Raw genomic sequence first — 20,719 nt, 5'->3', positions numbered from 1 at the left:
TGGGGCGATCGCAAACTTTGGACGGTGGGCGATCGCTTTTAGTTAGGAGGTTTCGCCAAATGCACTTTTAACCTCTTCAATCGCAAGTGATTCTATATTGGGTTGACACTCAATTCCCAGTACCTTAGCGATTCTGCCGAGAGTTTCCACCTTAATAGATTTATTCTTGTTGCTGGTTATTTGCCAGACAGCCGTACCTGTAACACCTGCGGCTTCACCAAGTTTTTGAAAAGATAGACCCTTCTGCTTCATTGCCTCAGCTAAATCATTCTCTAACCCTGGAACATCAATCGTAATCGTTACTTTCACTTCCATCTCCTAATTCACCTCCTTTGATTGAAGCATTAACTATTAGTTGTTGGTTGACAACTGACAGCTAATGGTTTATGGAATTTCAGAGATTAATAATGATGCCAAGGTAAGAACTGCTGCTGAATTCACCTCCTTTAGCTAAAGCATCAAAATATTAGCTATCTGCTATAAAACATAAGCTGATGGTTTATAAAAATCAAGCATAAAAATGATGTTCTGAGCAATTGACAACCATTAGCTAATGGTTTATATTATAGGTGTAAGGGCAAGGAAATGCAACCGCCTGCACCCGAACGCAAAAAGGGTTTGCAAATTATTAAACTTAACTAATTTCAATTAACCACAAAACCAAGTGCCACCGGGACTAGCAGCCGGAAGCCAAACTTGTAATGCTCAAGCCAACGAAGATGATCTCGATGACCTACCAAGTCTTAAAAAACTGGTTATTTGCTAATCACCCTGTCTAGAAATCTTATTTGCAGCAAAGCTGAATTTATTAGAGTGCCTTGTTCCCAATACAGCACTCTGTCAGAAAACAAAAGCGATCGCCCCTCCGACCAAGAAGTAAGCGATCACTTTTTATCCAACTGAATGGAGATCAATATTATGACCTACATAACACATACACAGCAAGCAAGTCCTAGTTTTTCTGTTGATGAGCAAGCCCTCGCCCAAGCAGAACTTTACACCCACCTCGAAACCCAAGCCGAAGCTGTAGCCCCAACCCAAGACCCTCTCACCAACAGAGATCGCCGCATCATTGGTGAGATTATCGAAGTGGAACCCGAAACAGTGCGTACCATCTGGATAGAAGGCGGAATCACAGTATGGGTGCAATTAGTCGGTGGCGGACGACTACCCTTCGACCGCAACTGCTTCGCTACAAGAGTTGCAGAGGTTAAAGCGACTCTACCGGAAACACCCCTGGAGCGCAACGAACGATTGAGCGATGAATTAGAAAAAGCCTGCACTGTTTTTGGTCTATATCACGGTGAGATAGACTGGCTCTCGTTCAGCACCAAACTCTTTCAAGACGGGCACTTTGTTGGCTTCGTCGGGTGCAATCAACAAGGTTGGTACGCTCGACCAAGACAGTACGGGGTAAATCGGGTTGCTGGCAGTGCCAAAGATGTGATTGCATTGCTGGGAGTCCGAACGGCAGTAGCGGCGTAAGTTGCTGAAGGTAGAAAGGGCGATTGCTTCCCAAGCAACTGCAATCGCCTCCTATATGCAATTACAAATAATCATTGCACATAGCACAGCAAGTAACATCACACTTTTAGATCCGGGTTTCTATGACTGCCAAGAGAATTCTCCTACCTGCGACAGGAATGCAGAGGTGAAAGAAATTCCTGGTACTGAAAGTGAGAAAGGCGGTTGCATACCAAGAGAAATGCAATCGCCGTTCAACCGAAATTTAGACAATCGAAATCATCATGGTACATGAAATATGATTACCACACTTTCTCTTCAAGAAGCCCAGTCGGATAATCCTCTAGAGAAAATACTCCTGCCTCCAACAGACCCCAATGCAGAGGTGCAAGAGATTCCTGGCTACAAGCTGGTTTACGCTGACGGAGCCTGCCCCAGAAACTATCGAGTGTACAAAGGCGATTCCATGATTGGGGTGATATTTCAGCACATCACCCACTGGTCGAATGCTGTAGATAAGATTCGATACGCCAAGCCGGTTGATGCAGCAGTTGGGTTAGACGACTTCATGAATGTGGCAAGGGTATCAACAACGGCTACGGGAGAACCACCCACGGAAGAGGAATTATTCGATAAAGAATTTGACGCACTGACGAGTGACGAGTGGGAACGGCTAAGGAAGTACGTTCCACAAGCAAAACATTTGGTTACAGCGTAAAGAAAGGGGTGGGCGTTGCTGCCCACTTCCTCAATAAGACTGTTTTACTTACATAACAAATATAGCAATGTCACCCATAGAGATACTACAAGAGTTCAACTTCTGCTACCAAAAGATTCAGGCGATCGCCCAAGATGAAAACTGGCTTTTGTTGATTGCAGACAAGAAGATTGATCCAGAAGCAGCAACTCATTTAGGAGATGTGCTGCATTATTTGAACGAGGCGATGAGTTGTGTTGAAGAAGTCGTTGAGGTCAAGTTTAATCAGGAAACAAAATCATGAAACTCTACGCAAACAGTATTCCTCAAGTTTTGCCAAGTTGGGCAACTGTTATATCAAACAAAACAGGTTTAATTGAAGTAGAAATTAATGATGAAGACCCTGGATTCCATTCAATCATTGAGGAATTATCTACCGAAATTGAACCAGGAATTATTGGTGTGAAAGCTAGCGATTTGTGTTTAATGTTCAGCATTCAAATGGTTGATAGTAACGAAGAAAATTGATAACCAAAATGAAATTCACAACTGTATCTGTTAGCTACTCAAGAAAATTCAATCTCGGTGACTATGAGTCATTAGAACTGGGTTGTTCTCTATGGGCGCAAGTCGAGGATGGGGAAGACGCGGATGGAATAACCCAATTCCTCTATCACCAAGCCAAAACTTCGGTAAAACAAGCGGCGATGCCTGTGCTAAAAGCCTCAGAGTTTCAAATTACTAAGGCTAAATCTAGCAAAAAAGTGTCTGGCGATATCAATGAAAACGATTGGTAAGGTGAGAGGAGCCGGACAATGCAAGAACTAATCAAAGCTTTAATAAAGGCAAAGTCAGAGTTTAATCCCATTCAGAAAGACGGTACTAATCCTCACTACAAGCGCAAATATGCAACACTAGATGCTGTATTAGATGCTGTCACGCCCGGACTCAGTAAACATGGATTGGTAATAATTCAAACTACCGAAATCCTTGAAGGTAAAACAGTGCTACGGACTCATATTTTTCACGAATCTGGGGAAAATATCACCAGCACTTATCCTCTACCCGAAATTAATGATTCTCAGAAGTTTGGTGCAGCATTAACTTATGCACGACGATATGCAGTTTGTGCAATTTTATCGGTGACGGCAGATGAAGATAATGATGCTGAAGGTGCAACTACTCCTCAAAAAACAGAGCAACCACAGAATAATATTAGACCCCGCAAAGACAATCAACAGCCTAGAGTCCAGCAAGCAAAACAAGCTGTAACTGCACCATCAATCAGCCCAAAAGATTTACGAGTCAAAGAAGTTCGCACACTTTTAAATTACCCACTCGATTTAGTCAAAGAGTGGCTGCATTCTCGAAATGTTACGAGTCCAAGTGAGCTTGATTTTCTTCAAATTGATGAACTAGTAAAAACTATGTGTTTGGCTTGGGCTGGTAATAAGTTTGGATATCCCGATCATGCTGTTAATTCTTATCAGAGACACGTAATCGATGCTCTATTGCGAGGTGTTTCTGAGATGGAAGCGATTCAAGCATGGATGGAGGGAGCGCTTGCACAATTACCTGAACTTAATTGAAGTAAACATTTCTTCTCATAACACCAATAAAAAAATATCATGCCGAAAAAATCCACTTCCCCCACCACTACTGACCGGTCCTCACTGTGCTTACAGTATCTCCGTCGTTGTGGGGGAAGCGCTCGATTATGTAGTATCAAATTTAGCCTCTGTGTCATACAAACATTAGTGAATCGCAAGCTGGTAAAAGTGACAAATACAGGTGCAGGATTTTTTGTGGAGTTGGACGAAGCAAAATGACTAACCACAAACAAATTGTTTACCAATCTCAATTAGACCACAAGAGTAAATTGGTTCTTCGCCGCCGTACTAGGAGAAGATTCAACCCCAGGATTTTAATCGATCGCACCATAGAAACAACTGCAATTATCTCTCTACTTTTTACCGGATTTGCGGGAGTTGGAGCAATGGCTTGTTGGGGGCTGGAGATTATCGAGACTAATAATCCCAATATAATCATCTCTGGTTGGGAGCAACAGAAAAATATCTGCCTGGGTGCAATGTTGGTCAGTTTTTCCGTCTTCTTGGGTAGTTCTTTAGTCGGAGCAAGTTTTAGTATTCAACGAGATAAATTTTAGAGAAGGAATCAGTAATGAAAGAATACAAAACCAAACATGGCGGCTACAAAATAGAGACTACCGAATTATCAGATGGTGCTGTGGATGTTCACGTTGGTCAGCAGGGCTTTTTGAAAACAACCTGGGCATCTCCTTCAACTAAAACCTTTGACAATCATACACAAGCTGTTAGCCATGCAAAGAAGGCTAATGTTTGGGCTGGGTACTGGGGGATCTATTGGTCAGGTTTTGGTAGAGAAAAGGCAGCAGCGAGTAGTACAAACACAGTCAAAACAACAATAATTGAAATCGTATGGAAACTTCAAAAGTTGTCACTATCCCAAATCACTGGACATCACCAAAATACTCGTTAGGGCAAAGAACCAAGCAGGGGATCATTGTAGGGGTTCAGTATTATCCACCCAATAATTTATTGACTGGCTTGTGTACCGAATCTTGGCGTTATGCTGTGCTAAATAATAACGATTTTTCAGAAGTGTCTCATCTAGAAGAGCAAAAAATTTCCCCGCTTACATCAAGCGAATTACGCGCTGAACTTCAAACTGAAATTGAAGCATATCAAATCGAAATTGTAATTCTCAAGCAACAGTTGGAGACAATATCCAATGCTTAAGTCGATGCCCACATACTGAGAAGTGCCTCTAATAATAGATGACTTGAGCAGTGTAGAGCTAACTTTTCACCAGAAATGGAAAAGTCCGAGTTAGAAGAATAATCCTCAACTTTTTACAAAAGACGGCGATTTATCCCATACATTGAAGGAATGGGATAAATCGCCATTTACCGTCTTAGTCAATAGTCAATAGTATCGAGTGTACGAAAATCGTGAGAAATTTGCGTAATGACTAATAACTTATGCCACTGCTTCAAATCGTGGTATAAGTTACCAAGCTACTGGTTCACCAAGATGGAAAAACCCACCACTGGGGCCATCATTTGGCAATATCGCTAATTCAACACCAGTTTTCGCACCTGATGCGATGTCCATCATTGCACCTTCACCACCTAATTCCGTTTTTACCCAACCCGGATGAGCGCTATTAATCTTCACCGGAGTATTGCGTAACTCATGAGCTAAATGAATCGTGAATGAGTTCACTGCTGCCTTAGAAGCATTGTAAGCAAATGGTTTGGAATCATAGATGAATGAATTGGGGTCAGCATGAAGTGCTAACGAGGCTTCAATACTCGACATATTTACAATTCGACCGCTAGGGCTATTCAATATTAACGGCAATGCTCGTTGAGTTAATTCCACTAAACCAAAAAAGTTTGTGTTAAATGTCTGTCGAATAATATCTACAGAAATAGAACTAGCATTACTAGTTAACCAGTCACCATCTAAAAACACACCCGCGTTATTGATCAAGACATCAAGTCTACCAAAAGAGTCACTAATTTGTTGAACGGCAGATTCAATTTGATTACTATCAGTGACATCTAGGGCAATTGGGTGAGCTATTATTCCTTCGTTCTCCAAGTTACTCACTGCTGTTTTAGCTGCATCTAAGTTACGAGCTGCTATCAGAATTGTCAATCCATGTTGTCCGAGTTGACGACTCATTTCCAGCCCCAGACCTTTATTTGCACCAGTAATCAAAGCTACTTTGTTCTTTAGTTCGTCCTGCGCCATGATTAAGCACTCCTGTGTGGTGATGAATTTAGATCACATTTCAGAACAAGATGTTTAAGCTGAGTTTAAATACTGGGTTAATCCTCTCACAAAGTTTAAACGTTGAGAACCTACTAGCTCCAGAAGAACAATGACTCTCGATCCCATTTCAGAAAAAAGCCCCAAAAACAGGGCTTTTTTTCATCCCTATTTTTTTTCGTCAACCCTGCCACTTCCTTTATGACACCCATCCTGTATGGCTTTGAGTACTTTTTAGTGACACCAAATTCATAATTTAACTATGCCGCTTTTTGTGACATTCTTTTAAGTACAAGGTTCGCAAAGTCACTTTGTCACTTTGTCACTTTGTAGCCTGTTTTTTCATAGAGATAGTCTGGTAATTCTCGCCCTAAAAGTGGAAATTCCGGGTTTTCTAAATCAATGCCAAATTTGGAAAGTCGTTCTTTCTCTTTCATCAATAATAATGAAACGTCAGACAAAGAATACTTTTTGAAAGGGTTTTGACGTTTGAGATAAAATCTAGCGTGGCAAAACTTACTAGAGAAGAGCGGAAATCCTGTAATCTTGACCTTGTAGCGAAATAATGGTGCAAAAACTTGGCAAGAAAAAGTTTAAAACCAGAGGCAACATCGTTTGAAGTACTCGATTGTGTTCAAAAAAAATGCCCCTCGTGCGGTCAAGCAATGTGGAATGAATACAATAATCCTCGACATATAAGAACATTAAATGGGGTAGTAGAACTACAGCTAAAAATTCGTCGATGTCAAAATAAGTCATGTCTGCGGTATAAAAAGAGCTTGTCATGTAACAACCTTGCCTCTTTTGAGCTAGAAATGCTTTCTCAGTAAGCTTTCTAGATAATAAATTGTAAAAGTTGTTTCTTGACAGGCTCTAAGCTTCATTCCTTTACCGCATCTGATTTAGCACAAGTTGATATTCATACTTGGCTCGAATTACGCTCTCAATTGCAAAAACACCACGCATTGCCAGAATTGAACAGTATCGATTTCGCAAAGACCCCAAGGGTTACTTGGCTAATTTAGAGAGTCGTCTTCTCTAGTAAGTTTTACCACACTAGTATATAGACAGGCGATTATCCCCAAGCAATAGCTAGACTTCTGGAGCTTTGATATAAAGGGTGATAACGTTTGTTTTGCTGTGATATGAGTAATGCTCATTAATCTTCGAGATGGCATTAAACGGAATTTGGGAACCCTGTTAATAGTTGCGTCTCGTAGAGAGGAGAGGAAAGCTCATTTTCTAGGCGGTTAGAAAAAAGAAGAATGGAAGAATAGGGGTTACAGCGTTTGTCTCCGACTGCAATCGCCATCGGAAAGAGCGGTTACGCCATCGCTTGCGTTGCGAATCAATCTTGGATATTGGTTCACCACTTGCCACCAAACAAAAACCTGATTTCTCCCAAACCTGGGCGATCGCTCTTTGGGTGGCTTCAACAAGGAGTCTTGTAGTTTGTAAATCTAGTTTATAATTGTCCGATATTGCACTTATGCATCTCAGTATTATCTCGTAATCTTTTTCAAAAATCAAATAGGAGTCCTATAGCAAGTTGAATATGAAAAATAAAACGGTAAAAGCTGATTTTTTCAAATATTTAAAACCAAAGTTGAAGTTTTACAGTTTAATCTGCTTACTCAGTGTCCTATTGTTATCTGAGTCAGTCGGTGCAAAAGCCACACTCAAACAAACGCAAATTGCACAGCAGCCAGCCACAAGGGAGCAAGATGTTACCCGCGCCACAGGACAAAAAGTCTTTGATGAAGGGATAGCACTTTACAAACAAGGTACAGCAGAATCACTTAGACAGGCGATAGAGAAATGGCTTCAAGCGCTGGTATTGTGGCAAAAGGCAGGGGATAAATCACAGGAGGCAAAAACCCTCAACAATATTGGCTTAGTCTACGACACATTAGGAGATAAGCAGCAGGCACTCAAATATTACAATCAATCTCTGCCTTTGAGAAAAGAAATCGGCGACAACGCTGGCTTTGCTACTACACTCAATAATATTGGCTTAGTCTACGATTCATTGGGAGACAAACCGCAGGCACTCAAATACTACAATCAATCTCTGCCTTTGAGTCAACTTGTTGGTAACAAAGATATTGAAGCTACTACCCTCAACAATATTGGCTTAGTCTACGACACATTAGGAAATAAGCCGCAGGCACTCAAATACTACAATCAATCTCTGCCTTTGAGTCAACTTGTCAGCGATCAAGCACAGGAGGCAAAAACCCTCAACAATATTGGCGGTGTCTACTACTCACTAGCAGATCAGCAGCAGGCACTCAAATACTACAATCAATCTCTGCCTTTGAGTCAACTTGTTGGTAACAAAGATATTGAAGCTACTACCCTCAACAATATTGGCTTAGTCTACAATTCATTAGGAGATAAGCAGCAGGCACTCAAATACTACAATCAATCTCTGCCTTTGAGTCAACTTGTCGGTGACAAAGTTGGCGTTGCTATTAACCTCAACAATATTGGACGTGTCTACGATTCATTAGGAGACAAGCAGCAGGCACTCAAATATTACAATCAATCTCTGCCTTTGAGTCAACTTGTCGGCGATCAAACACAGCTTGCTACTACCCTCAACAATATTGGCTTAGTTTACGATGATTTAGGAGACAAACAGCAGGCACTCAAATACTACAATCAATCTCTGCCTTTGAGTCAACTTGTCGGCGATCAAACACAGCTTGCTACTACCCTCAACAATATTGGCGGTGTCTACTACTCACTAGGAGATAAGCAGCAGGCACTCAAATACTACAATCAATCTCTGCCTTTGAGTCAAGTTGTCGGTGACAAAGCACTTGAAGCTATTACCCTTTACAACCTCGGCTACTCAGAACGAAGTCGAGGTAACTTGCAAGCATCTCGTACCTACGTAGAAGCAGCTATCAAAATTATTGAAGAATTACGCACAAAAATTGACAGCAAAGAACTCCGCACTTCCTATTTTGCCACCCAGCAGGATGTTTATAAATTCTACATCGACTTGCTGATGGAACTACACAAAAAAGACCCGTCCCTTGGATACGATGCATTAGCCCTGCACTATAGCGAACGCTCCCGCGCTAGAAGTCTCATAGAGTTGTTAAACGAAGCTAATGCCAAAATCTTTAAAGGGGCAAATCCAGAACTCATACAACAAGAACGCAGTTTACGACAGCAAATTGATGCTCAAGATACGCTGCGGCGAAATTTAGAAACCTCATCTAATAACACCGACTCGAACACCAAAGCAGTTATTCAAAAACTAGCTACAGAAATCACAAATCTCCTGAGCCAATACCAACAACTCCAAGCCAAAATTCGTACTACTAGCCCAGTATACGCGAAATTGACAAATCCAGACCCCGAAAAGGACATTCTTAAATTACCGCAAATTCAACAACAACTCGATAAAGATACCCTGCTATTGCAGTATTCCTTGGGAGAAGAACGCAGCTATTTGTGGGCTGTAACAACTAGCTCAATGCAAGCTTACACACTCCCCGGACGAGAAGAGATAGAAAAAATTGCCACAAGGTTACATCAAAGTTTGCAGCACCCAACAGCCAGTGATTTATCCATTGCCAGCGCCAAAAAACTTAGTCAAATCATCCTCGCACCTGTTGCCGATCGATTACTCCAAAAGCGGTTGGTAATTGTGGCTGATGGTGCGCTGCAAACCATTCCCTTTGCGGCTTTAGCTGACATCATCCCCCAAGCAAAAAGCGGCGCTGGTGGACAGGTGAAATACCAACCACTGATGCTAAACCATGAAATTGTCAATTTACCCTCAGTCTCAACTATCGCCTTTCAACGCCAACAACTCGCTCATCGCCAAAAAGCACCGAAAGCTTTGGCTATTCTCGCCGATCCAGTATATAGTGCTACCGACCCACGAGTGGCAAATAAACCCGTAAAAAACCAACTTCCTTCGGAATTAGAACTGGAACGTTCTGCCCTGGAACGTTCCGCCAGAAGCCTCAAACCCGATGGTTGGGGTAGACTAGAAAACACAGCAACAGAAGCTCAAGAAATCTTAAAACTGATACCTTCAACAAACAGCGTGGAAGTCTTTGATTTTGATGCTAACTACAATTGGGCAACCAGCAGCGCCTTAAATCAATTCCGTATTCTGCATTTTGCCACCCACGGTTTTGTCAATCAAGACCAACCAGAGTTATCTGGGATTGTACTGTCATTATTTGATAAAAAAGGCAACCCCATCAGCGGCTACTTGCGCTTGGCTGATTTGTTTAACCAAGATTATCCAGCCGAGTTAATTGTTTTGAGTGCCTGTGAAACTGGACTTGGTAAAAATGTCAACGGTGAGGGTTTAGTCGGCTTGACACGCGGGTTTATGTATGCAGGTGCAGCGCGGGTTGTGGTGTCGCTGTGGCAGGTTAGTGACGAAGGCACATCAGTATTAATGCAGGAATTTTATAAACAGATGTTACAGCAAGGAAAAACCCCGGCGGAGTCTTTGCGTGCCGCCCAAAGGAAGTTATGGCAAGACGGGCGTAGTCCTTATGAATGGGCAGCTTTTACGGTGCAGGGAGAATGGTGGAACAATTGAGAAGGCAGCTATGCTGCTATGCTGAGGGCAGAAGGTAATCCCCATAAATAAATTTAGGGGATTCAACAATTGACGCAGTAAATATGCGCTACGCATCTCGAAATACATATTTTCTTCTTTTTTCATAAATGAATTTAGGGGCTTTAAACCCTGTGGCAGAGGGCAAAGTATATATTTTATTCCTTCTGCCAACTGAGCCTCCTGCCCTCTGCCTTTCTTCGGTAAAAAGTCCAATGGGCACCCATGTTACGTTCTCGTGAAGCAGTGCGAAGTGCTTTGGTCAGGGTTTTGGGGAGTTTGAAATTGAATACGAAATACTTGATAAAAACGGTAATTTTTTGTATTTAACCTTGTCAGAAGCGATCGCTCGCTATAAAGCATTGCTCTCTCAAAGAGAGACTCCGCCAACGCCCATCGCTCCTTGTGCCATTCTATGAGACAATCATCAATATCATTTTTGATATCAAATGGCGAGTATTTATTAATTTTATTTACAGGTTTTACAGCAAGGACTTTGAGTATCTTTCGCAATAAATTGTCTGTAACTCCTACAGGCAAAGGATTATAGTCCAAAATATTAGCCTTCTACCACAGAGTATTTATAATTCTCTTTGGTAGGCGAAAAGCAATTATTGACCCTCGGACTGCAAGTATCTTCAGGCAAAATCCTACTTTCGTTTCAAAAATGCTCAAAATTATATACAGCAAGGCTTTTCAGACCATCTTGCTGCTTTTTACTTGTATCTCGGCTCAATACCGTAACCGCCTGCCGGAGGCGAGCGCAGAGATAATTGAAGCACCCAAGATTATCACCAGTCGCCCTGACATTGGCTATTGGATTGATAGCAGTCGTGTTGGTGTAAAGCCTTGTGCCAATGAGTTAAAAGGATAGCGATCGCCTACAGCAGGCAGTTAAGCTATCGTGCTTGGCTTAACGAAAGTATTATGGGAGCAATGCGATTTTGTGAGGTGCTAAAACCGAGAACGGAAATAGGTATTTCGGGATGCGATCGCAACGAAATAAACCTGGTTTTATTGAGAATATGGCGATGTAGTTGATAATTAAACCCCGATCTCACATTTTCGCATTGCTCCCAGTATTATTCTCCCGAACTTAACGAACTTTGGGGGTTTAAGTCCCCAGCAATATAGGCAGCACGTTTTGTGTCGGGGTCTAAATCCCCGTTACAAAACGTAATTGCGAATTGGTTTAACTCCGGTTGGTTCAAAATTGCCCCTAGCAATGCAGTCGGTAAGCTGCTAGTTACCATGTATTTACACTGAATGCTTAATTACAGAAAAACTTTTAGCTTATGTTCTACTTATAATTGTTGCCTTTAAATTACTTAATCTTCATCACTTAAACTAAATTTAAACTCTTCACTACGGCTTTACACTTATTAGTATTTACTTTACAGCTTCTTGAGGCTAATATCATTACTTTTATCATTGTGATAACAGTTTGAATGATTGATATTAGAGAAGTAGTTTTAATTTGAGTTGATTAAATCAGTGAATAAGAAATGGGCGACTAAACGACTCACAATTAATCTGGCATCAGGGGAAGCAGAAAGATTAGAAAAATACTGTTTAATCACAGGACGACCAGCAACCGATGTGATTCGAGAGTTGATTCGCTCTTTGCCAACCGAACAAACACCAAATGCAAATTGAACCGCTATTCTCACACAAGTTATAGTCCAATACGGTTCAGTTAAGGGTAAGAAGCTTATTAGTGATGTGAAACTTCGGAGCTTCTACTCGTTTTCCAGTACCTCTGTGTTTTGGCTTTTTAGAACAAAACTTTGATACAGGTTTTTTCACAACCCTGGGGTTAGTACGGTGAATTCGTTCGGGTAACAACGTATCCAGAATCTCTACGGTTAACCAATCGAAAAAAGGGGGAATTCTTCTGGCTGTAAGCGTTGAAACTTAGGAATAGCACGACGAATGACCCGTAATGCTCCTGTAAAACTCAGACGTAATGGTGGAACCCCGGCAGTAGTTGCGGCTTGAAACATTAACACCCTTACTGACCAATGTCCCAACAACCAGCCATATATTTCCTGCACTACTTCGCGTGGTTTTTGGGAACGAACGTGAGTTTTTCGCCCTAAAAGGTGTATTTTCAATTCATCAATGGTATTTTCTACTTCCCAACGCTGATGATATTCTCTAGCTAACAACTCTGCCGGAAATTTTTCAATATCTAATAAGCTAGTAATCAAGCGATATGTAAGTTGTTCAGTTGGGTTTTCTGGATGCTCAATAGTATACTCAATCACTCGTACTAGTATTGGCTGAGAACCCTTTTTTCGGAGCTTTCCTGATGGGTAAATCCTAGACAAATAGGAGCCATCGCTGAGAGGTTGTTCTACGAGAAACTTAACATTGGCAGGTATTCTGCCTAAATAATCACATCCCTGGGAAACTGTTGCCTGTACCATTGCATAAGAATGCAAGCCCCTATCCCACATCAATAACATTCCTGTGGTGACTGAGCGTAACAACTTTAACGCTCGTACACGCTCTCCCATACGATATGGGCACATCAAAGCATCAAAAATTAAGTGCGTACCTGCTTCAATTAAGATTACTAATCTGACTTTTGGGAAAGCTGCTACTGTCCCAGGACGACTGCCAGGACGACCAAAAACTCTCGCATTTTCATCGCTGTCTGGGACATCGAAACAAGTGCCATCAATGGCTACAATTCTTAGCCCATTGAGAAATGCTCCTAATGTCTCCTGTGTCGCCATTGGCCGTATTAATTGATGAAATAATTGGCTCATTACCCTTGCCCCTAATCGCTGTCGGGCTTGTGTAATGGCTGACTTACAAGGTATTCGCCAGTATTTCCCAACCTTAATCCATGCCTCACTTAAACCATCAATCAAGTTCTTAAGTACATCCCGCATTGAATCTTTTGACCACAAACTCATTGCTATTACAAGGCTTACCACCAGTTGTGCTGGTAGAGACCGCTTGCGTTCTTCTTCGCTTTGAGTATTAGCGATCGCTTGTTCAATTGCCGTTGCTGGAATAGCCATCTCGATTGCTTTAAGCAAGTCACCATTTTGTATATCGGGACACACCAACGAAAAATCTCTCAGATGCACCACATTTAATTTCCATTCTTGGGAACAATGCTCAATTTACATGACTTTGAGGCTTAACTGAACCGTATTGAGTTATAGTCACAACTATTTCATACTCCTTGGATCTTTATTGGGGAGCTTTTGTGTTAGAAAAGCTACTGTTAAGGGAAAACTTAAAGTAAGACCCTGTGTTGAATAAACTAAGAGGATTCATATTACAAATTATCAAGGTTTTATTCTCAGTCAGCAACCTCAATCAACATGAAAGTATTACCCGACAATAGCTTTACGATTTTGACACCTGATGAACTGCCTTTAGTTCTGCAACGGCTGAATGCACAAGTTGAACCGACAAAAGTATTTAGATTCTCTAAGAAACACCTCCCTTATCAAGGAACCATTTCGGAATCAGGGTTTCAAATCAGTCGCATAATTCACTATCGGAACTCGTTTTTACCAGTGATTCGAGGACGCTTTGAAGTAGAATCTCACCAAACCTTGATTCATGTACAAATGAGGATACATCCTTTTGTGATGGCATTTTTAGGATTCTGGTTTTTATCCTGGTATGGTGCAGTCATTCCGATAACGTTGACAGGGGCTATGCCTAATTATATGGCTGCGCTATTTGTAGGTATGCCGATGTTGATGCTAATGATTTTTTGGGTAGCTTTTTGGTCAGAAGCAAATCGCAGCCGCAGTGAATTAACTCAAATTATTCAAGGACAAGTATAAGTAACCTGTTTGGGAATTAAATTGTAATATTTTGTTCATTTAAATGGTTTTTATAGTGTTATTAGTATTATCTAGTTTTTACGTTTTATTTATAATCCCATTATTGAAAATAGATAAATTTCATACTTTGATAAATAAAATGCTATTAAAGATGTAATCATCCGCTTAATTAAGAGAAAAAACCTACCAGATTACAAGATAAATACTAATTTTGAAAAGTTTTTCTGATTTTTAGAAAATTCTAGAGGTAAATATGATTAAACGCATAAAAGGATTGTTTTTGACTGCAATTTTGACTGTTTTCTTTATTGGAGTAACTGCTACTTATGCAAAAGCGGAGACTTACCTTGCTGGAGAATTTACAATTACTTTGGATTATGGAGAAAATGGCAAAACCTACAGAGGTTGTGATGCTCAGGGGAAATGTATAAATTTAGAAAATGGAACATCTTGGCGTGATAATGGTTATCGGGGTATTACTTGGGAAAATGGCGATTATACTTATTCAGTTTCCTGGCGTGAAAATGCCAATGAAGGAATGTATTTGAATATTTACAACAAAGATAAGCAGATATTACGCCGTCAACTAGTAGAGACAACTGAAAATGTAGGAACTCTCAAGGGTGTAACTTATTGTGATGTAGTGAATATTACATCTGGGCAATTGGCACTTCGTGATAGCCCGAATGGACAATCTAGGGCAGGTCTTGATAATGGCAATAATGTTTTGTTGAAGAAACAAGAGGGGATCTGGGCTTATGTAAGTGTCGTTCAAGGGCCCAATACTAGAATTAATGGTTTGTCAGGATGGGTTAATTCAAATTATCTACATTGCACCAAAGAACCAATTGATTAACTAAGATTTGATTTGCTCTATTTATAAGCGATCGCGTCCCATCCAATGGGAACCATGTTATGTAATTGCGTTCCTGGGCACCATGAAATTATTGCATTTTCTCAAATCCAGACCAGTCATTATAGTTTTAGCAATTGTAGTAAATATTACTGTTATTAATGTAGATTCTTCCAGTTCAAATCTTCCCATAGACAAGAGTACAATTACTCAGTCCCAACCACAGATTCAACTTGTTCACACACTGACTGGACATAAAAAAGTGACTTTTGGTGTTCGAGCAGTTGCGATTAGCTCTTCGGGGCAAACCCTGATTAGTGCAGGTAGAGATAATACAATTAAATTCTGGGATTTACGTACCGGAAAATTGCTGCGTAGTTTAGAAGCTCACTCAGATGGTGTCACTTCGATTGCGATTAGTCCAGATGGCAAGCGGATTGTAACTGCTGGGATAAGCACCCCAACAATGAAGGTTTGGGATTTACGCACTTTTCTTGTGCTTAATAGCGACAGTGGGCATACCCAACCAGTAGAAACCGTTGCGATTAGTTCAGATGGTAGATTGATTGCTAGTGGCAGTGACGATGGCACAATCAAGCTTTGGGATTTACACACGCTTAAGCTGCTTGATACCATTCCTGCACACTCAGGATTTGTGAGTAAAATCGCATTGCTCCCACTGCTGCATGACTTTAGTGATAATTTTAATTCAGTTGAATCTCTTGCCATTAGCCCGAATGGAAAAATTCTCATCTGCGGCAATTATGATGGCAGTATTAAACTGTGGAGCTTAGAGACTTTAAAGCCGTTGCATACCTTTCAAGATGGTTCCAGTTCGGTTTTAGGGCTTGCTTTGAGCCGGGATGGTAAAACCCTTGCTAGTAGCAATGAGGATAGTACTATACATATTTGGCAAATTAAATAACTGCATTAGCCCTATTTTTGGCGCACGGGAACTTCTAAAACGAGAAGCTGGTTACAGATACAGAACTTAACTTTAACTATGGGTATTCTCGCTCAAAAAGTACGAGTCAGAATAGCTTTTCTAAAATCCGTACTTTTAAGTATGACTCCTGTAAAATTAGCATCAGTTAAATCTGCGTTGCGAAAGCTAGTACCACCAAAGGTTGCAAAAACAACAGCAATGTTGCGAATAATGGCGTATTTTTCATCTCCTTTCATTGCCCTCCTAGCAATGTAAGTACTAAGTATAAATACAGTAAAGGAGATGGCGAAGGTGACGACGAAGGACAAACCTCCGGCTCCGAGGAAGACGATGGATTCGGCTCCACTTCTGGCTAAGATGAAAACCAAGGCAATGGCGAAAACTAAGGCTCCAGCGACGGCTCCAGCGACGGCGAAGACCAAGGTAATGGCGAAGGCTAAGGCTTTGGCTTTGTCCAGTCCTAATGCGACAGCGACGACGAGGCCAACAGCGACGGTAATGGCGAAAGGCAAGACGATGGCGGAGGAAAAGGCGATGGCGAAGGAAAAGGCGATGGCGAAGGAAAAGGCGATGGCGAAGGAAAAGGCGAGAGCGACGGCAACGACTAAGGTAACGGCTAAGGCTAAGGCGACCGCGAAGGAAAAGGCCCTGGCCAAATCCAAGGCTAAGGCTAAGGCAACAACGAGGGCGACGGTGAAAGCGACGGCGACGGCTCCAATGAGGGCAACGACTAAGGCAGTCCAGCCTGAAACCTTAGTCTCTAAAGTTGAGCTATTAAATATAGAAACTATCAAGCCTCCAGTGATGGCTAAGAAAAATCCTGAAATTCCAGAGAGCAACCACGAAACACAAACTAGAAAACTAGCCCAACCCTTTTGCAGTCCAGCTTTTGCATTGCTAAAGTTAGTCCCTCTTAGAATAGCATCCGTAAAATCTGCTCCTCGAATATCCGCATCACTAAAGTTTGCCCCAGCCAAGTTTTGACCTTTAAAAGAACGACGTCTGAGATTTTGACCGGAAAAGTCTTGGGGCATGGCTGGGCTGTTAAAAGTTGGGTTGCTGGGTAAGGAAATCTGGGGATGGAGGAAGTAGCGACACCGGACAGCCCGTCGTAGACATCGCTCTTAAAGCAAAGCGTAGCCTCTGTAAGAAAACCCCATTTCTCTCCTGCTGTATGTTTCTTGAGAGACGACAAATCCCTCTTACCTCTTAAGTCATAGATGCATTATGTGCTGTGATAGAGGATTTTTTATTCCTACATGAGTACTCTATTTAGATTAGACAAAAGAATTGCAAAAAAAATCATAATTTTTCTGCTTTCTAGCTAATTTCCAGTGTATTTTTTGAAAAAAAATACAATTCTTCAGGTAATATTGGTAGTAGCTAAATAATCTTAGAATCACGATGGCAAATATGGATAACACAAAGCAAGTTGATATTACTAAAGATAAAGTGGGTCAGCAGGAAATAGGGGATGAAACTGATATAGATTCATCATTTAAGGAACTGATACAGACAAATAAAACAATTAATATAGATGGTCAGTGTCCAGTCGATCCAAGTAATATTGAAATTAAAGAAATAATTAATATAGATGGTGAGCGNCCAATTGGGAAAAATGAAANCGATTATGATAAAACAATTAATATAGATGGTCAACGCCCGATCGNGAANAGCGCTTTTCAAGAACATGAGATGCTAACTGTAGACGGTAAGCGTCCAATTGACCCTAGNGATTTAGAGGTTGAANCTGTTATTGACATAGACGGTCAACGTCCGATCGCTAAAAGTAATTTTCTATCTTCAGATACTCTAGAGATAGACGGTAGTCGCCCAATAGGTTCAAANAACAGCTAACACNTCAACTAGGGCGATAATGATTGATTTTGAACCTTGGGACAGCTTGTTGCGTCAGTATGTTGATCAACAGGGTCGTGTAGACTATGTAGCTTGGAAAAAAGAGCAACCCCAAGCAATTGTAGATTGGTTAGCCAGCCAAAAAAATCTGGCTTTTAAATCTAATAGCAATAATCTCGAACAATTGGCATTGTGGATCAACCTTTACAATGCGTTCACCATTTCGACAATTTTGGAGAGATACCCAATAGAATCGATTCGTCCGCGAATTTTAGGGATTCCCAACTGGCTAGCTTTTTTGTGGTTCTTCCAACGTCGCGCTTATTATATGTTTGGGGAAAGTTATAGTTTAGCTAAAATTGAGAACTCTATTCTACGGGACAAATTGCAGGAGCCACGAATTCATTTTGCGATAGTCTGTGCTTCGGTTGGTTGTCCTTTACTACGTTCTGGAGCCTACTTTGGGTCGCAAGTCAGTCAGCAATTAGATGAAGATGCACGTCGTTTCATAAATAACCCTGAAAAAGTCCGTTATGATATTGAGAGCAAAACACTTTACTGTAATAAAATCTTAAAGTGGTATCGTCAGGATTTTTTAAAGGTTGCACCCTCCGTTCCCGAATACATTCGCTCCTATTTGAAAACAGACTATCCCCTTAATGGCTCAACGCGGATATCCTATCTTCACTATGACTGGAGCTTAAATCAGCGAATATCTTGATAAAACTGTTTAAGATAATTTGCATTAACGCGAATCCCCCACAAAAGGCCAATATAAAGGTAAATTGCAGTTGCTTTGAAGCTACCCCATTTGGCTACGCGACGATCTGAGGAATGAACAATCCGATTTACCAGATAAATACGTCCCTTTTTAACTAATTTTAGACATAAATCTCCATCCTCCATAATCGGCAATGCCTCATCAAATCCGCCACAATCCCAAAAATCAATCCGACGACAGAACATTACTTGATCTCCAAACAACAGACGTAATCCTCGGAAAAATAGGTGAGGCTTAAATAACAGTGGTGCGTAATAGGTTTTNTAAATAATTATGTAGAGAGATACCCCAACGAGTTGTTTGAGAACCTGACATCAGAGAAATGAACCCGCCACAGGCAATGGTAGGTTCTGCCAGAGTCTTGTTGATGACGGTAATTAGATCATCTGGAACCCAAGTATCTGCATGAAGAAAGCAAATAATATCTCCAGTTGCTGCTGATGCTCCATAGTTCATCTGAAGAGAACGCCCTGGTTGTTGAGATAAAAGAAATTGTACATTCAAAGTTTGATTAAATGACTCAAAAATTCGCTTTGCAACTGTCACCGTCTGATCTTGGCTGCCACCATCTACAACTATCACTTCGTCAGGAGGAGGATTAAGTAAAGTCAGTTGGCGCAATGTCCGCCCTAAGTTAGTTGCTTCATTTAAAGTAGGAATGATAATAGAAACTTGAGACATATCGATTTAATGGTTTTATCGTTATCTCTATTCTACTTGTTGATGTCGTTCGGCTTTAGCCCAAAGAGAAATCGGACAATGTTGAGACGTTTTATAAACATTTCATACAAAGTATTTGTTACCATAACGGTTGCTATACTAATAATTAAAAATTTTGCGGTTCTGCCATTCATTCCATTGCAATACATAAAAAGATATCGCCACCAAAACTGTTTGATGCAGCAAAAAAAACTGGATAAGCGACAAGGGTTATATATTACAGGATACTATTAGTAAATGATAGATATTGCTGACTTAGCCCAAGTATGGCAGTTACCCAACACCAAGAATTGAAGCTTGCGAATTGGTTTAACAAAGTTGCTTTTTCGCAAGTGAAGAACTCTCACTCGGTGGGTTTAAGTCCCAGGCTTCTATCAAGCCGCAAGTATGTGTTTGCGGGGTCTAAATCCCCATTACAAAACTTACTTACGACTGCGAAAAAGTCACTTGCAACTTGAGTTTAATGCTCCAAAGCATGGTAACGAGCTTTCAGCAGTTTTCCCCAGATTGCATTGTAAGGATGTACAAACTGTGTAGGTTGATTGTGTCTAAAAATAAGCCTTCCTTCATTTGCCCACTGAAAAATCCCACCGCTCAAGTTATAAATGCACTTCATCCCAGTTTCATTAAGCTGCTGGGCTAATTTGGCGCTACGGTAGCCAACGGAACAGTACACGACAATTGGGTTGTTTTTTGGCACTGTAGAAAGTACTGCTAAGTCAGGTATAAGAGGATCTATCTGTGTTGCTGTTTCGATATGGCTCACCGCATATTCTGTCTGACTTCGTGCATCTAGCACTAATGGCCATGGCTTTCCAGAATCTAATAGCAATTGAGCGAATTCCTTGCTTGTAATTTCCTTAACATTAGGAAACTTCAATCTAATCAGAAGTTTAAGAAATTTAAACGTAAGTGATTGCATTTGTAAAAGTATGCTTTCGTTTTTCATAGATAGTTGTGACGTACCTAGACTTCCTGAGTACAGGTATGTTCAGGGTATGAGCTAATCTTGTTTTACTCGGTTTTAGTTGCAACCCGATGCCACTTAACCACTTCTCTATCTCTGTTTTACACAGTTTTATCACTTCTAGGTTCTCATGACGGACGTGGAAGCCCACAATTTACTCACTGGTGGTTACTCATAGGAAAACAGTTGAACATTGTTACAATC

28 protein-coding genes are annotated in these 20,719 nt (G+C 41.0%); 18 read left to right on the top strand and 10 right to left on the bottom strand.

Annotation, left to right across the window (positions count from 1 at the left end; all coding sequences use genetic code 11):
* Positions 1-42 precede the first annotated feature (42 nt).
* Positions 43-315, bottom strand: a complete 273-nt coding sequence (locus tag CDG77_RS10455; RefSeq protein WP_094329319.1) for a helix-turn-helix domain-containing protein — start codon at positions 313-315, stop codon at positions 43-45.
* A gap of 603 nt (positions 316-918) precedes the next feature.
* Here CDG77_RS10455 and CDG77_RS10450 point away from each other — a divergent pair.
* The 10 genes from CDG77_RS10450 (at position 919) to CDG77_RS10400 (ending at position 4,941) form a co-directional block, all read left to right on the top strand.
* On the top strand, positions 919-1,485 hold the full coding sequence (locus tag CDG77_RS10450) for a hypothetical protein (RefSeq protein WP_094329318.1): 567 nt from the start codon (positions 919-921) through the stop codon (positions 1,483-1,485).
* A 1-nt stretch (position 1,486) separates the two neighbouring features.
* Positions 1,487-1,759, top strand: coding sequence for a hypothetical protein (locus CDG77_RS10445; protein ID WP_094329317.1), 273 nt, complete (start codon positions 1,487-1,489; stop codon positions 1,757-1,759).
* A gap of 3 nt (positions 1,760-1,762) precedes the next feature.
* Entirely contained in the window at positions 1,763-2,182 is a 420-nt protein-coding gene (locus CDG77_RS10440) for a hypothetical protein (protein ID WP_190233946.1), read from the top strand.
* Between the two features lie 67 nt (positions 2,183-2,249).
* Positions 2,250-2,465, top strand: a complete 216-nt coding sequence (locus CDG77_RS10435) for a hypothetical protein (RefSeq protein ID WP_094329316.1) — start codon at positions 2,250-2,252, stop codon at positions 2,463-2,465.
* Complete coding sequence (locus CDG77_RS10430; RefSeq protein ID WP_094329315.1) at positions 2,462-2,689, top strand: hypothetical protein; 228 nt, start codon at positions 2,462-2,464, stop codon at positions 2,687-2,689. Before CDG77_RS10435 ends, CDG77_RS10430 begins: the two co-directional genes overlap by 4 nt.
* Before the next feature lie 8 nt (positions 2,690-2,697).
* Complete coding sequence (locus CDG77_RS10425) at positions 2,698-2,958, top strand: hypothetical protein (protein WP_094329314.1); 261 nt, start codon at positions 2,698-2,700, stop codon at positions 2,956-2,958.
* Positions 2,959-2,976: 18 nt separating this feature from the next.
* Complete coding sequence (locus CDG77_RS10420) at positions 2,977-3,750, top strand: ERF family protein (RefSeq protein WP_094329313.1); 774 nt, start codon at positions 2,977-2,979, stop codon at positions 3,748-3,750.
* Positions 3,751-3,986: 236 nt separating this feature from the next.
* Complete coding sequence (locus tag CDG77_RS10410) at positions 3,987-4,328, top strand: hypothetical protein (protein ID WP_094329311.1); 342 nt, start codon at positions 3,987-3,989, stop codon at positions 4,326-4,328.
* A 14-nt stretch (positions 4,329-4,342) separates the two neighbouring features.
* Positions 4,343-4,681 (top strand): hypothetical protein, encoded by a 339-nt coding sequence (locus CDG77_RS10405; protein ID WP_094329310.1) that lies wholly within the window; start codon positions 4,343-4,345, stop codon positions 4,679-4,681.
* Positions 4,621-4,941 carry a hypothetical protein gene (locus CDG77_RS10400; RefSeq protein WP_094329309.1) on the top strand — a complete coding sequence of 107 codons (321 nt, stop codon included), beginning with the start codon at positions 4,621-4,623 and terminating at the stop codon, positions 4,939-4,941. The genes CDG77_RS10405 and CDG77_RS10400 overlap by 61 nt, the downstream gene beginning before the upstream one ends.
* Positions 4,942-5,211: 270 nt before the next feature.
* Here the strand turns inward: CDG77_RS10400 and CDG77_RS10395 are convergent, their stop codons facing one another.
* Together CDG77_RS10395 and CDG77_RS38480 are read right to left on the bottom strand one after the other, a co-directional pair.
* Positions 5,212-5,961, bottom strand: coding sequence for an SDR family oxidoreductase (locus CDG77_RS10395; protein WP_094329308.1), 750 nt, complete (start codon positions 5,959-5,961; stop codon positions 5,212-5,214).
* A 332-nt stretch (positions 5,962-6,293) separates the two neighbouring features.
* Positions 6,294-6,416 (bottom strand): hypothetical protein, encoded by a 123-nt coding sequence (locus tag CDG77_RS38480; protein WP_262985147.1) that lies wholly within the window; start codon positions 6,414-6,416, stop codon positions 6,294-6,296.
* Between the two features lie 852 nt (positions 6,417-7,268).
* Between CDG77_RS38480 and CDG77_RS36410 the strand changes: the two genes are divergently transcribed.
* Together CDG77_RS36410 and CDG77_RS10385 are read left to right on the top strand one after the other, a co-directional pair.
* Positions 7,269-7,430, top strand: coding sequence for a hypothetical protein (locus CDG77_RS36410; protein ID WP_181154439.1), 162 nt, complete (start codon positions 7,269-7,271; stop codon positions 7,428-7,430).
* A 104-nt stretch (positions 7,431-7,534) separates the two neighbouring features.
* Positions 7,535-10,558, top strand: a complete 3,024-nt coding sequence (locus CDG77_RS10385; protein WP_094329307.1) for a CHAT domain-containing tetratricopeptide repeat protein — start codon at positions 7,535-7,537, stop codon at positions 10,556-10,558.
* Between the two features lie 246 nt (positions 10,559-10,804).
* On the opposite strand, the gene CDG77_RS35345 is transcribed toward CDG77_RS10385, so the two are convergent.
* Positions 10,805-11,131, bottom strand: a complete 327-nt coding sequence (locus CDG77_RS35345; RefSeq protein WP_143856996.1) for a hypothetical protein — start codon at positions 11,129-11,131, stop codon at positions 10,805-10,807.
* Between the two features lie 112 nt (positions 11,132-11,243).
* Between CDG77_RS35345 and CDG77_RS10380 the strand changes: the two genes are divergently transcribed.
* A complete protein-coding gene (locus CDG77_RS10380) occupies positions 11,244-11,450 on the top strand; it encodes a hypothetical protein (protein WP_094329306.1) in 207 nt (68 codons plus the stop codon).
* A gap of 25 nt (positions 11,451-11,475) precedes the next feature.
* Here the strand turns inward: CDG77_RS10380 and CDG77_RS36405 are convergent, their stop codons facing one another.
* Complete coding sequence (locus CDG77_RS36405) at positions 11,476-11,637, bottom strand: hypothetical protein (protein WP_190233945.1); 162 nt, start codon at positions 11,635-11,637, stop codon at positions 11,476-11,478.
* Positions 11,638-12,061: 424 nt separating this feature from the next.
* Between CDG77_RS36405 and CDG77_RS10375 the strand changes: the two genes are divergently transcribed.
* Positions 12,062-12,232, top strand: a complete 171-nt coding sequence (locus CDG77_RS10375) for a CopG family transcriptional regulator (RefSeq protein WP_190233948.1) — start codon at positions 12,062-12,064, stop codon at positions 12,230-12,232.
* Positions 12,233-12,441: 209 nt separating this feature from the next.
* Here CDG77_RS10375 and CDG77_RS10370 read toward each other — a convergent pair whose 3' ends face one another.
* Positions 12,442-13,608: an IS4 family transposase gene (locus CDG77_RS10370; RefSeq protein ID WP_094329353.1), complete on the bottom strand. Its 1,167-nt coding sequence runs from the start codon at positions 13,606-13,608 to the stop codon at positions 12,442-12,444.
* Positions 13,609-13,917: 309 nt separating this feature from the next.
* On the opposite strand from CDG77_RS10370, the gene CDG77_RS10365 reads away from it, so the two are divergent.
* The 3 genes from CDG77_RS10365 (at position 13,918) to CDG77_RS10355 (ending at position 16,169) form a co-directional block, all read left to right on the top strand.
* On the top strand, positions 13,918-14,391 hold the full coding sequence (locus tag CDG77_RS10365) for a hypothetical protein (RefSeq protein WP_094329304.1): 474 nt from the start codon (positions 13,918-13,920) through the stop codon (positions 14,389-14,391).
* A 253-nt stretch (positions 14,392-14,644) separates the two neighbouring features.
* On the top strand, positions 14,645-15,247 hold the full coding sequence (locus tag CDG77_RS10360) for a hypothetical protein (protein ID WP_094329303.1): 603 nt from the start codon (positions 14,645-14,647) through the stop codon (positions 15,245-15,247).
* A gap of 82 nt (positions 15,248-15,329) precedes the next feature.
* Positions 15,330-16,169, top strand: a complete 840-nt coding sequence (locus CDG77_RS10355) for a WD40 repeat domain-containing protein (RefSeq protein WP_094329302.1) — start codon at positions 15,330-15,332, stop codon at positions 16,167-16,169.
* A gap of 92 nt (positions 16,170-16,261) precedes the next feature.
* Here CDG77_RS10355 and CDG77_RS36400 read toward each other — a convergent pair whose 3' ends face one another.
* Complete coding sequence (locus tag CDG77_RS36400) at positions 16,262-17,224, bottom strand: pentapeptide repeat-containing protein (RefSeq protein WP_094329301.1); 963 nt, start codon at positions 17,222-17,224, stop codon at positions 16,262-16,264.
* 842 nt (positions 17,225-18,066) lie between these two features.
* Here CDG77_RS36400 and CDG77_RS10340 point away from each other — a divergent pair.
* Complete coding sequence (locus CDG77_RS10340; protein ID WP_094329300.1) at positions 18,067-18,768, top strand: DUF547 domain-containing protein; 702 nt, start codon at positions 18,067-18,069, stop codon at positions 18,766-18,768.
* Here the strand turns inward: CDG77_RS10340 and CDG77_RS37465 are convergent.
* The 3 genes from CDG77_RS37465 to CDG77_RS10330 all read right to left on the bottom strand — a co-directional run bounded on the left by CDG77_RS37465 (position 18,753) and on the right by CDG77_RS10330 (position 20,497).
* Positions 18,753-19,013: a hypothetical protein gene (locus CDG77_RS37465; RefSeq protein WP_223269768.1), complete on the bottom strand. Its 261-nt coding sequence runs from the start codon at positions 19,011-19,013 to the stop codon at positions 18,753-18,755. The genes CDG77_RS10340 and CDG77_RS37465 overlap by 16 nt on opposite strands.
* Before the next feature lie 49 nt (positions 19,014-19,062).
* Positions 19,063-19,509, bottom strand: coding sequence for a glycosyltransferase (locus tag CDG77_RS37460; protein ID WP_223269767.1), 447 nt, complete (start codon positions 19,507-19,509; stop codon positions 19,063-19,065).
* A 499-nt stretch (positions 19,510-20,008) separates the two neighbouring features.
* Entirely contained in the window at positions 20,009-20,497 is a 489-nt protein-coding gene (locus CDG77_RS10330) for a rhodanese-like domain-containing protein (RefSeq protein WP_223269766.1), read from the bottom strand.
* Positions 20,498-20,719 lie beyond the last annotated feature (222 nt).

This window comes from Nostoc sp. 'Peltigera membranacea cyanobiont' 213 (genome assembly GCF_002245975.1).
Classification (GTDB): domain Bacteria; phylum Cyanobacteriota; class Cyanobacteriia; order Cyanobacteriales; family Nostocaceae; genus Nostoc.
This window is presented reverse-complemented; position numbering and strand designations above follow the sequence as displayed.

Coding starts and splice junctions, on each gene's coding strand:
- CDG77_RS10455 (WP_094329319.1), bottom strand. CDS start 315: ATGGAAGTGAAAGTAACGATTACGATTGATGTTCCAGGGTTAGAGAAT.
- CDG77_RS10450 (WP_094329318.1), top strand. CDS start 919: ATGACCTACATAACACATACACAGCAAGCAAGTCCTAGTTTTTCTGTT.
- CDG77_RS10440 (WP_190233946.1), top strand. CDS start 1,763: ATGATTACCACACTTTCTCTTCAAGAAGCCCAGTCGGATAATCCTCTA.
- CDG77_RS10435 (WP_094329316.1), top strand. CDS start 2,250: ATGTCACCCATAGAGATACTACAAGAGTTCAACTTCTGCTACCAAAAG.
- CDG77_RS10430 (WP_094329315.1), top strand. CDS start 2,462: ATGAAACTCTACGCAAACAGTATTCCTCAAGTTTTGCCAAGTTGGGCA.
- CDG77_RS10425 (WP_094329314.1), top strand. CDS start 2,698: ATGAAATTCACAACTGTATCTGTTAGCTACTCAAGAAAATTCAATCTC.
- CDG77_RS10420 (WP_094329313.1), top strand. CDS start 2,977: ATGCAAGAACTAATCAAAGCTTTAATAAAGGCAAAGTCAGAGTTTAAT.
- CDG77_RS10410 (WP_094329311.1), top strand. CDS start 3,987: ATGACTAACCACAAACAAATTGTTTACCAATCTCAATTAGACCACAAG.
- CDG77_RS10405 (WP_094329310.1), top strand. CDS start 4,343: ATGAAAGAATACAAAACCAAACATGGCGGCTACAAAATAGAGACTACC.
- CDG77_RS10400 (WP_094329309.1), top strand. CDS start 4,621: ATGGAAACTTCAAAAGTTGTCACTATCCCAAATCACTGGACATCACCA.
- CDG77_RS10395 (WP_094329308.1), bottom strand. CDS start 5,961: ATGGCGCAGGACGAACTAAAGAACAAAGTAGCTTTGATTACTGGTGCA.
- CDG77_RS38480 (WP_262985147.1), bottom strand. CDS start 6,416: ATGAAAGAGAAAGAACGACTTTCCAAATTTGGCATTGATTTAGAAAAC.
- CDG77_RS10385 (WP_094329307.1), top strand. CDS start 7,535: ATGAAAAATAAAACGGTAAAAGCTGATTTTTTCAAATATTTAAAACCA.
- CDG77_RS10380 (WP_094329306.1), top strand. CDS start 11,244: ATGCTCAAAATTATATACAGCAAGGCTTTTCAGACCATCTTGCTGCTT.
- CDG77_RS10370 (WP_094329353.1), bottom strand. CDS start 13,608: ATGGCTATTCCAGCAACGGCAATTGAACAAGCGATCGCTAATACTCAA.
- CDG77_RS10365 (WP_094329304.1), top strand. CDS start 13,918: ATGAAAGTATTACCCGACAATAGCTTTACGATTTTGACACCTGATGAA.
- CDG77_RS10360 (WP_094329303.1), top strand. CDS start 14,645: ATGATTAAACGCATAAAAGGATTGTTTTTGACTGCAATTTTGACTGTT.
- CDG77_RS10355 (WP_094329302.1), top strand. CDS start 15,330: ATGAAATTATTGCATTTTCTCAAATCCAGACCAGTCATTATAGTTTTA.
- CDG77_RS36400 (WP_094329301.1), bottom strand. CDS start 17,224: ATGCCCCAAGACTTTTCCGGTCAAAATCTCAGACGTCGTTCTTTTAAA.
- CDG77_RS10340 (WP_094329300.1), top strand. CDS start 18,067: ATGATTGATTTTGAACCTTGGGACAGCTTGTTGCGTCAGTATGTTGAT.
- CDG77_RS37465 (WP_223269768.1), bottom strand. CDS start 19,013: ATGTTCTGTCGTCGGATTGATTTTTGGGATTGTGGCGGATTTGATGAG.
- CDG77_RS10330 (WP_223269766.1), bottom strand. CDS start 20,497: ATGAAAAACGAAAGCATACTTTTACAAATGCAATCACTTACGTTTAAA.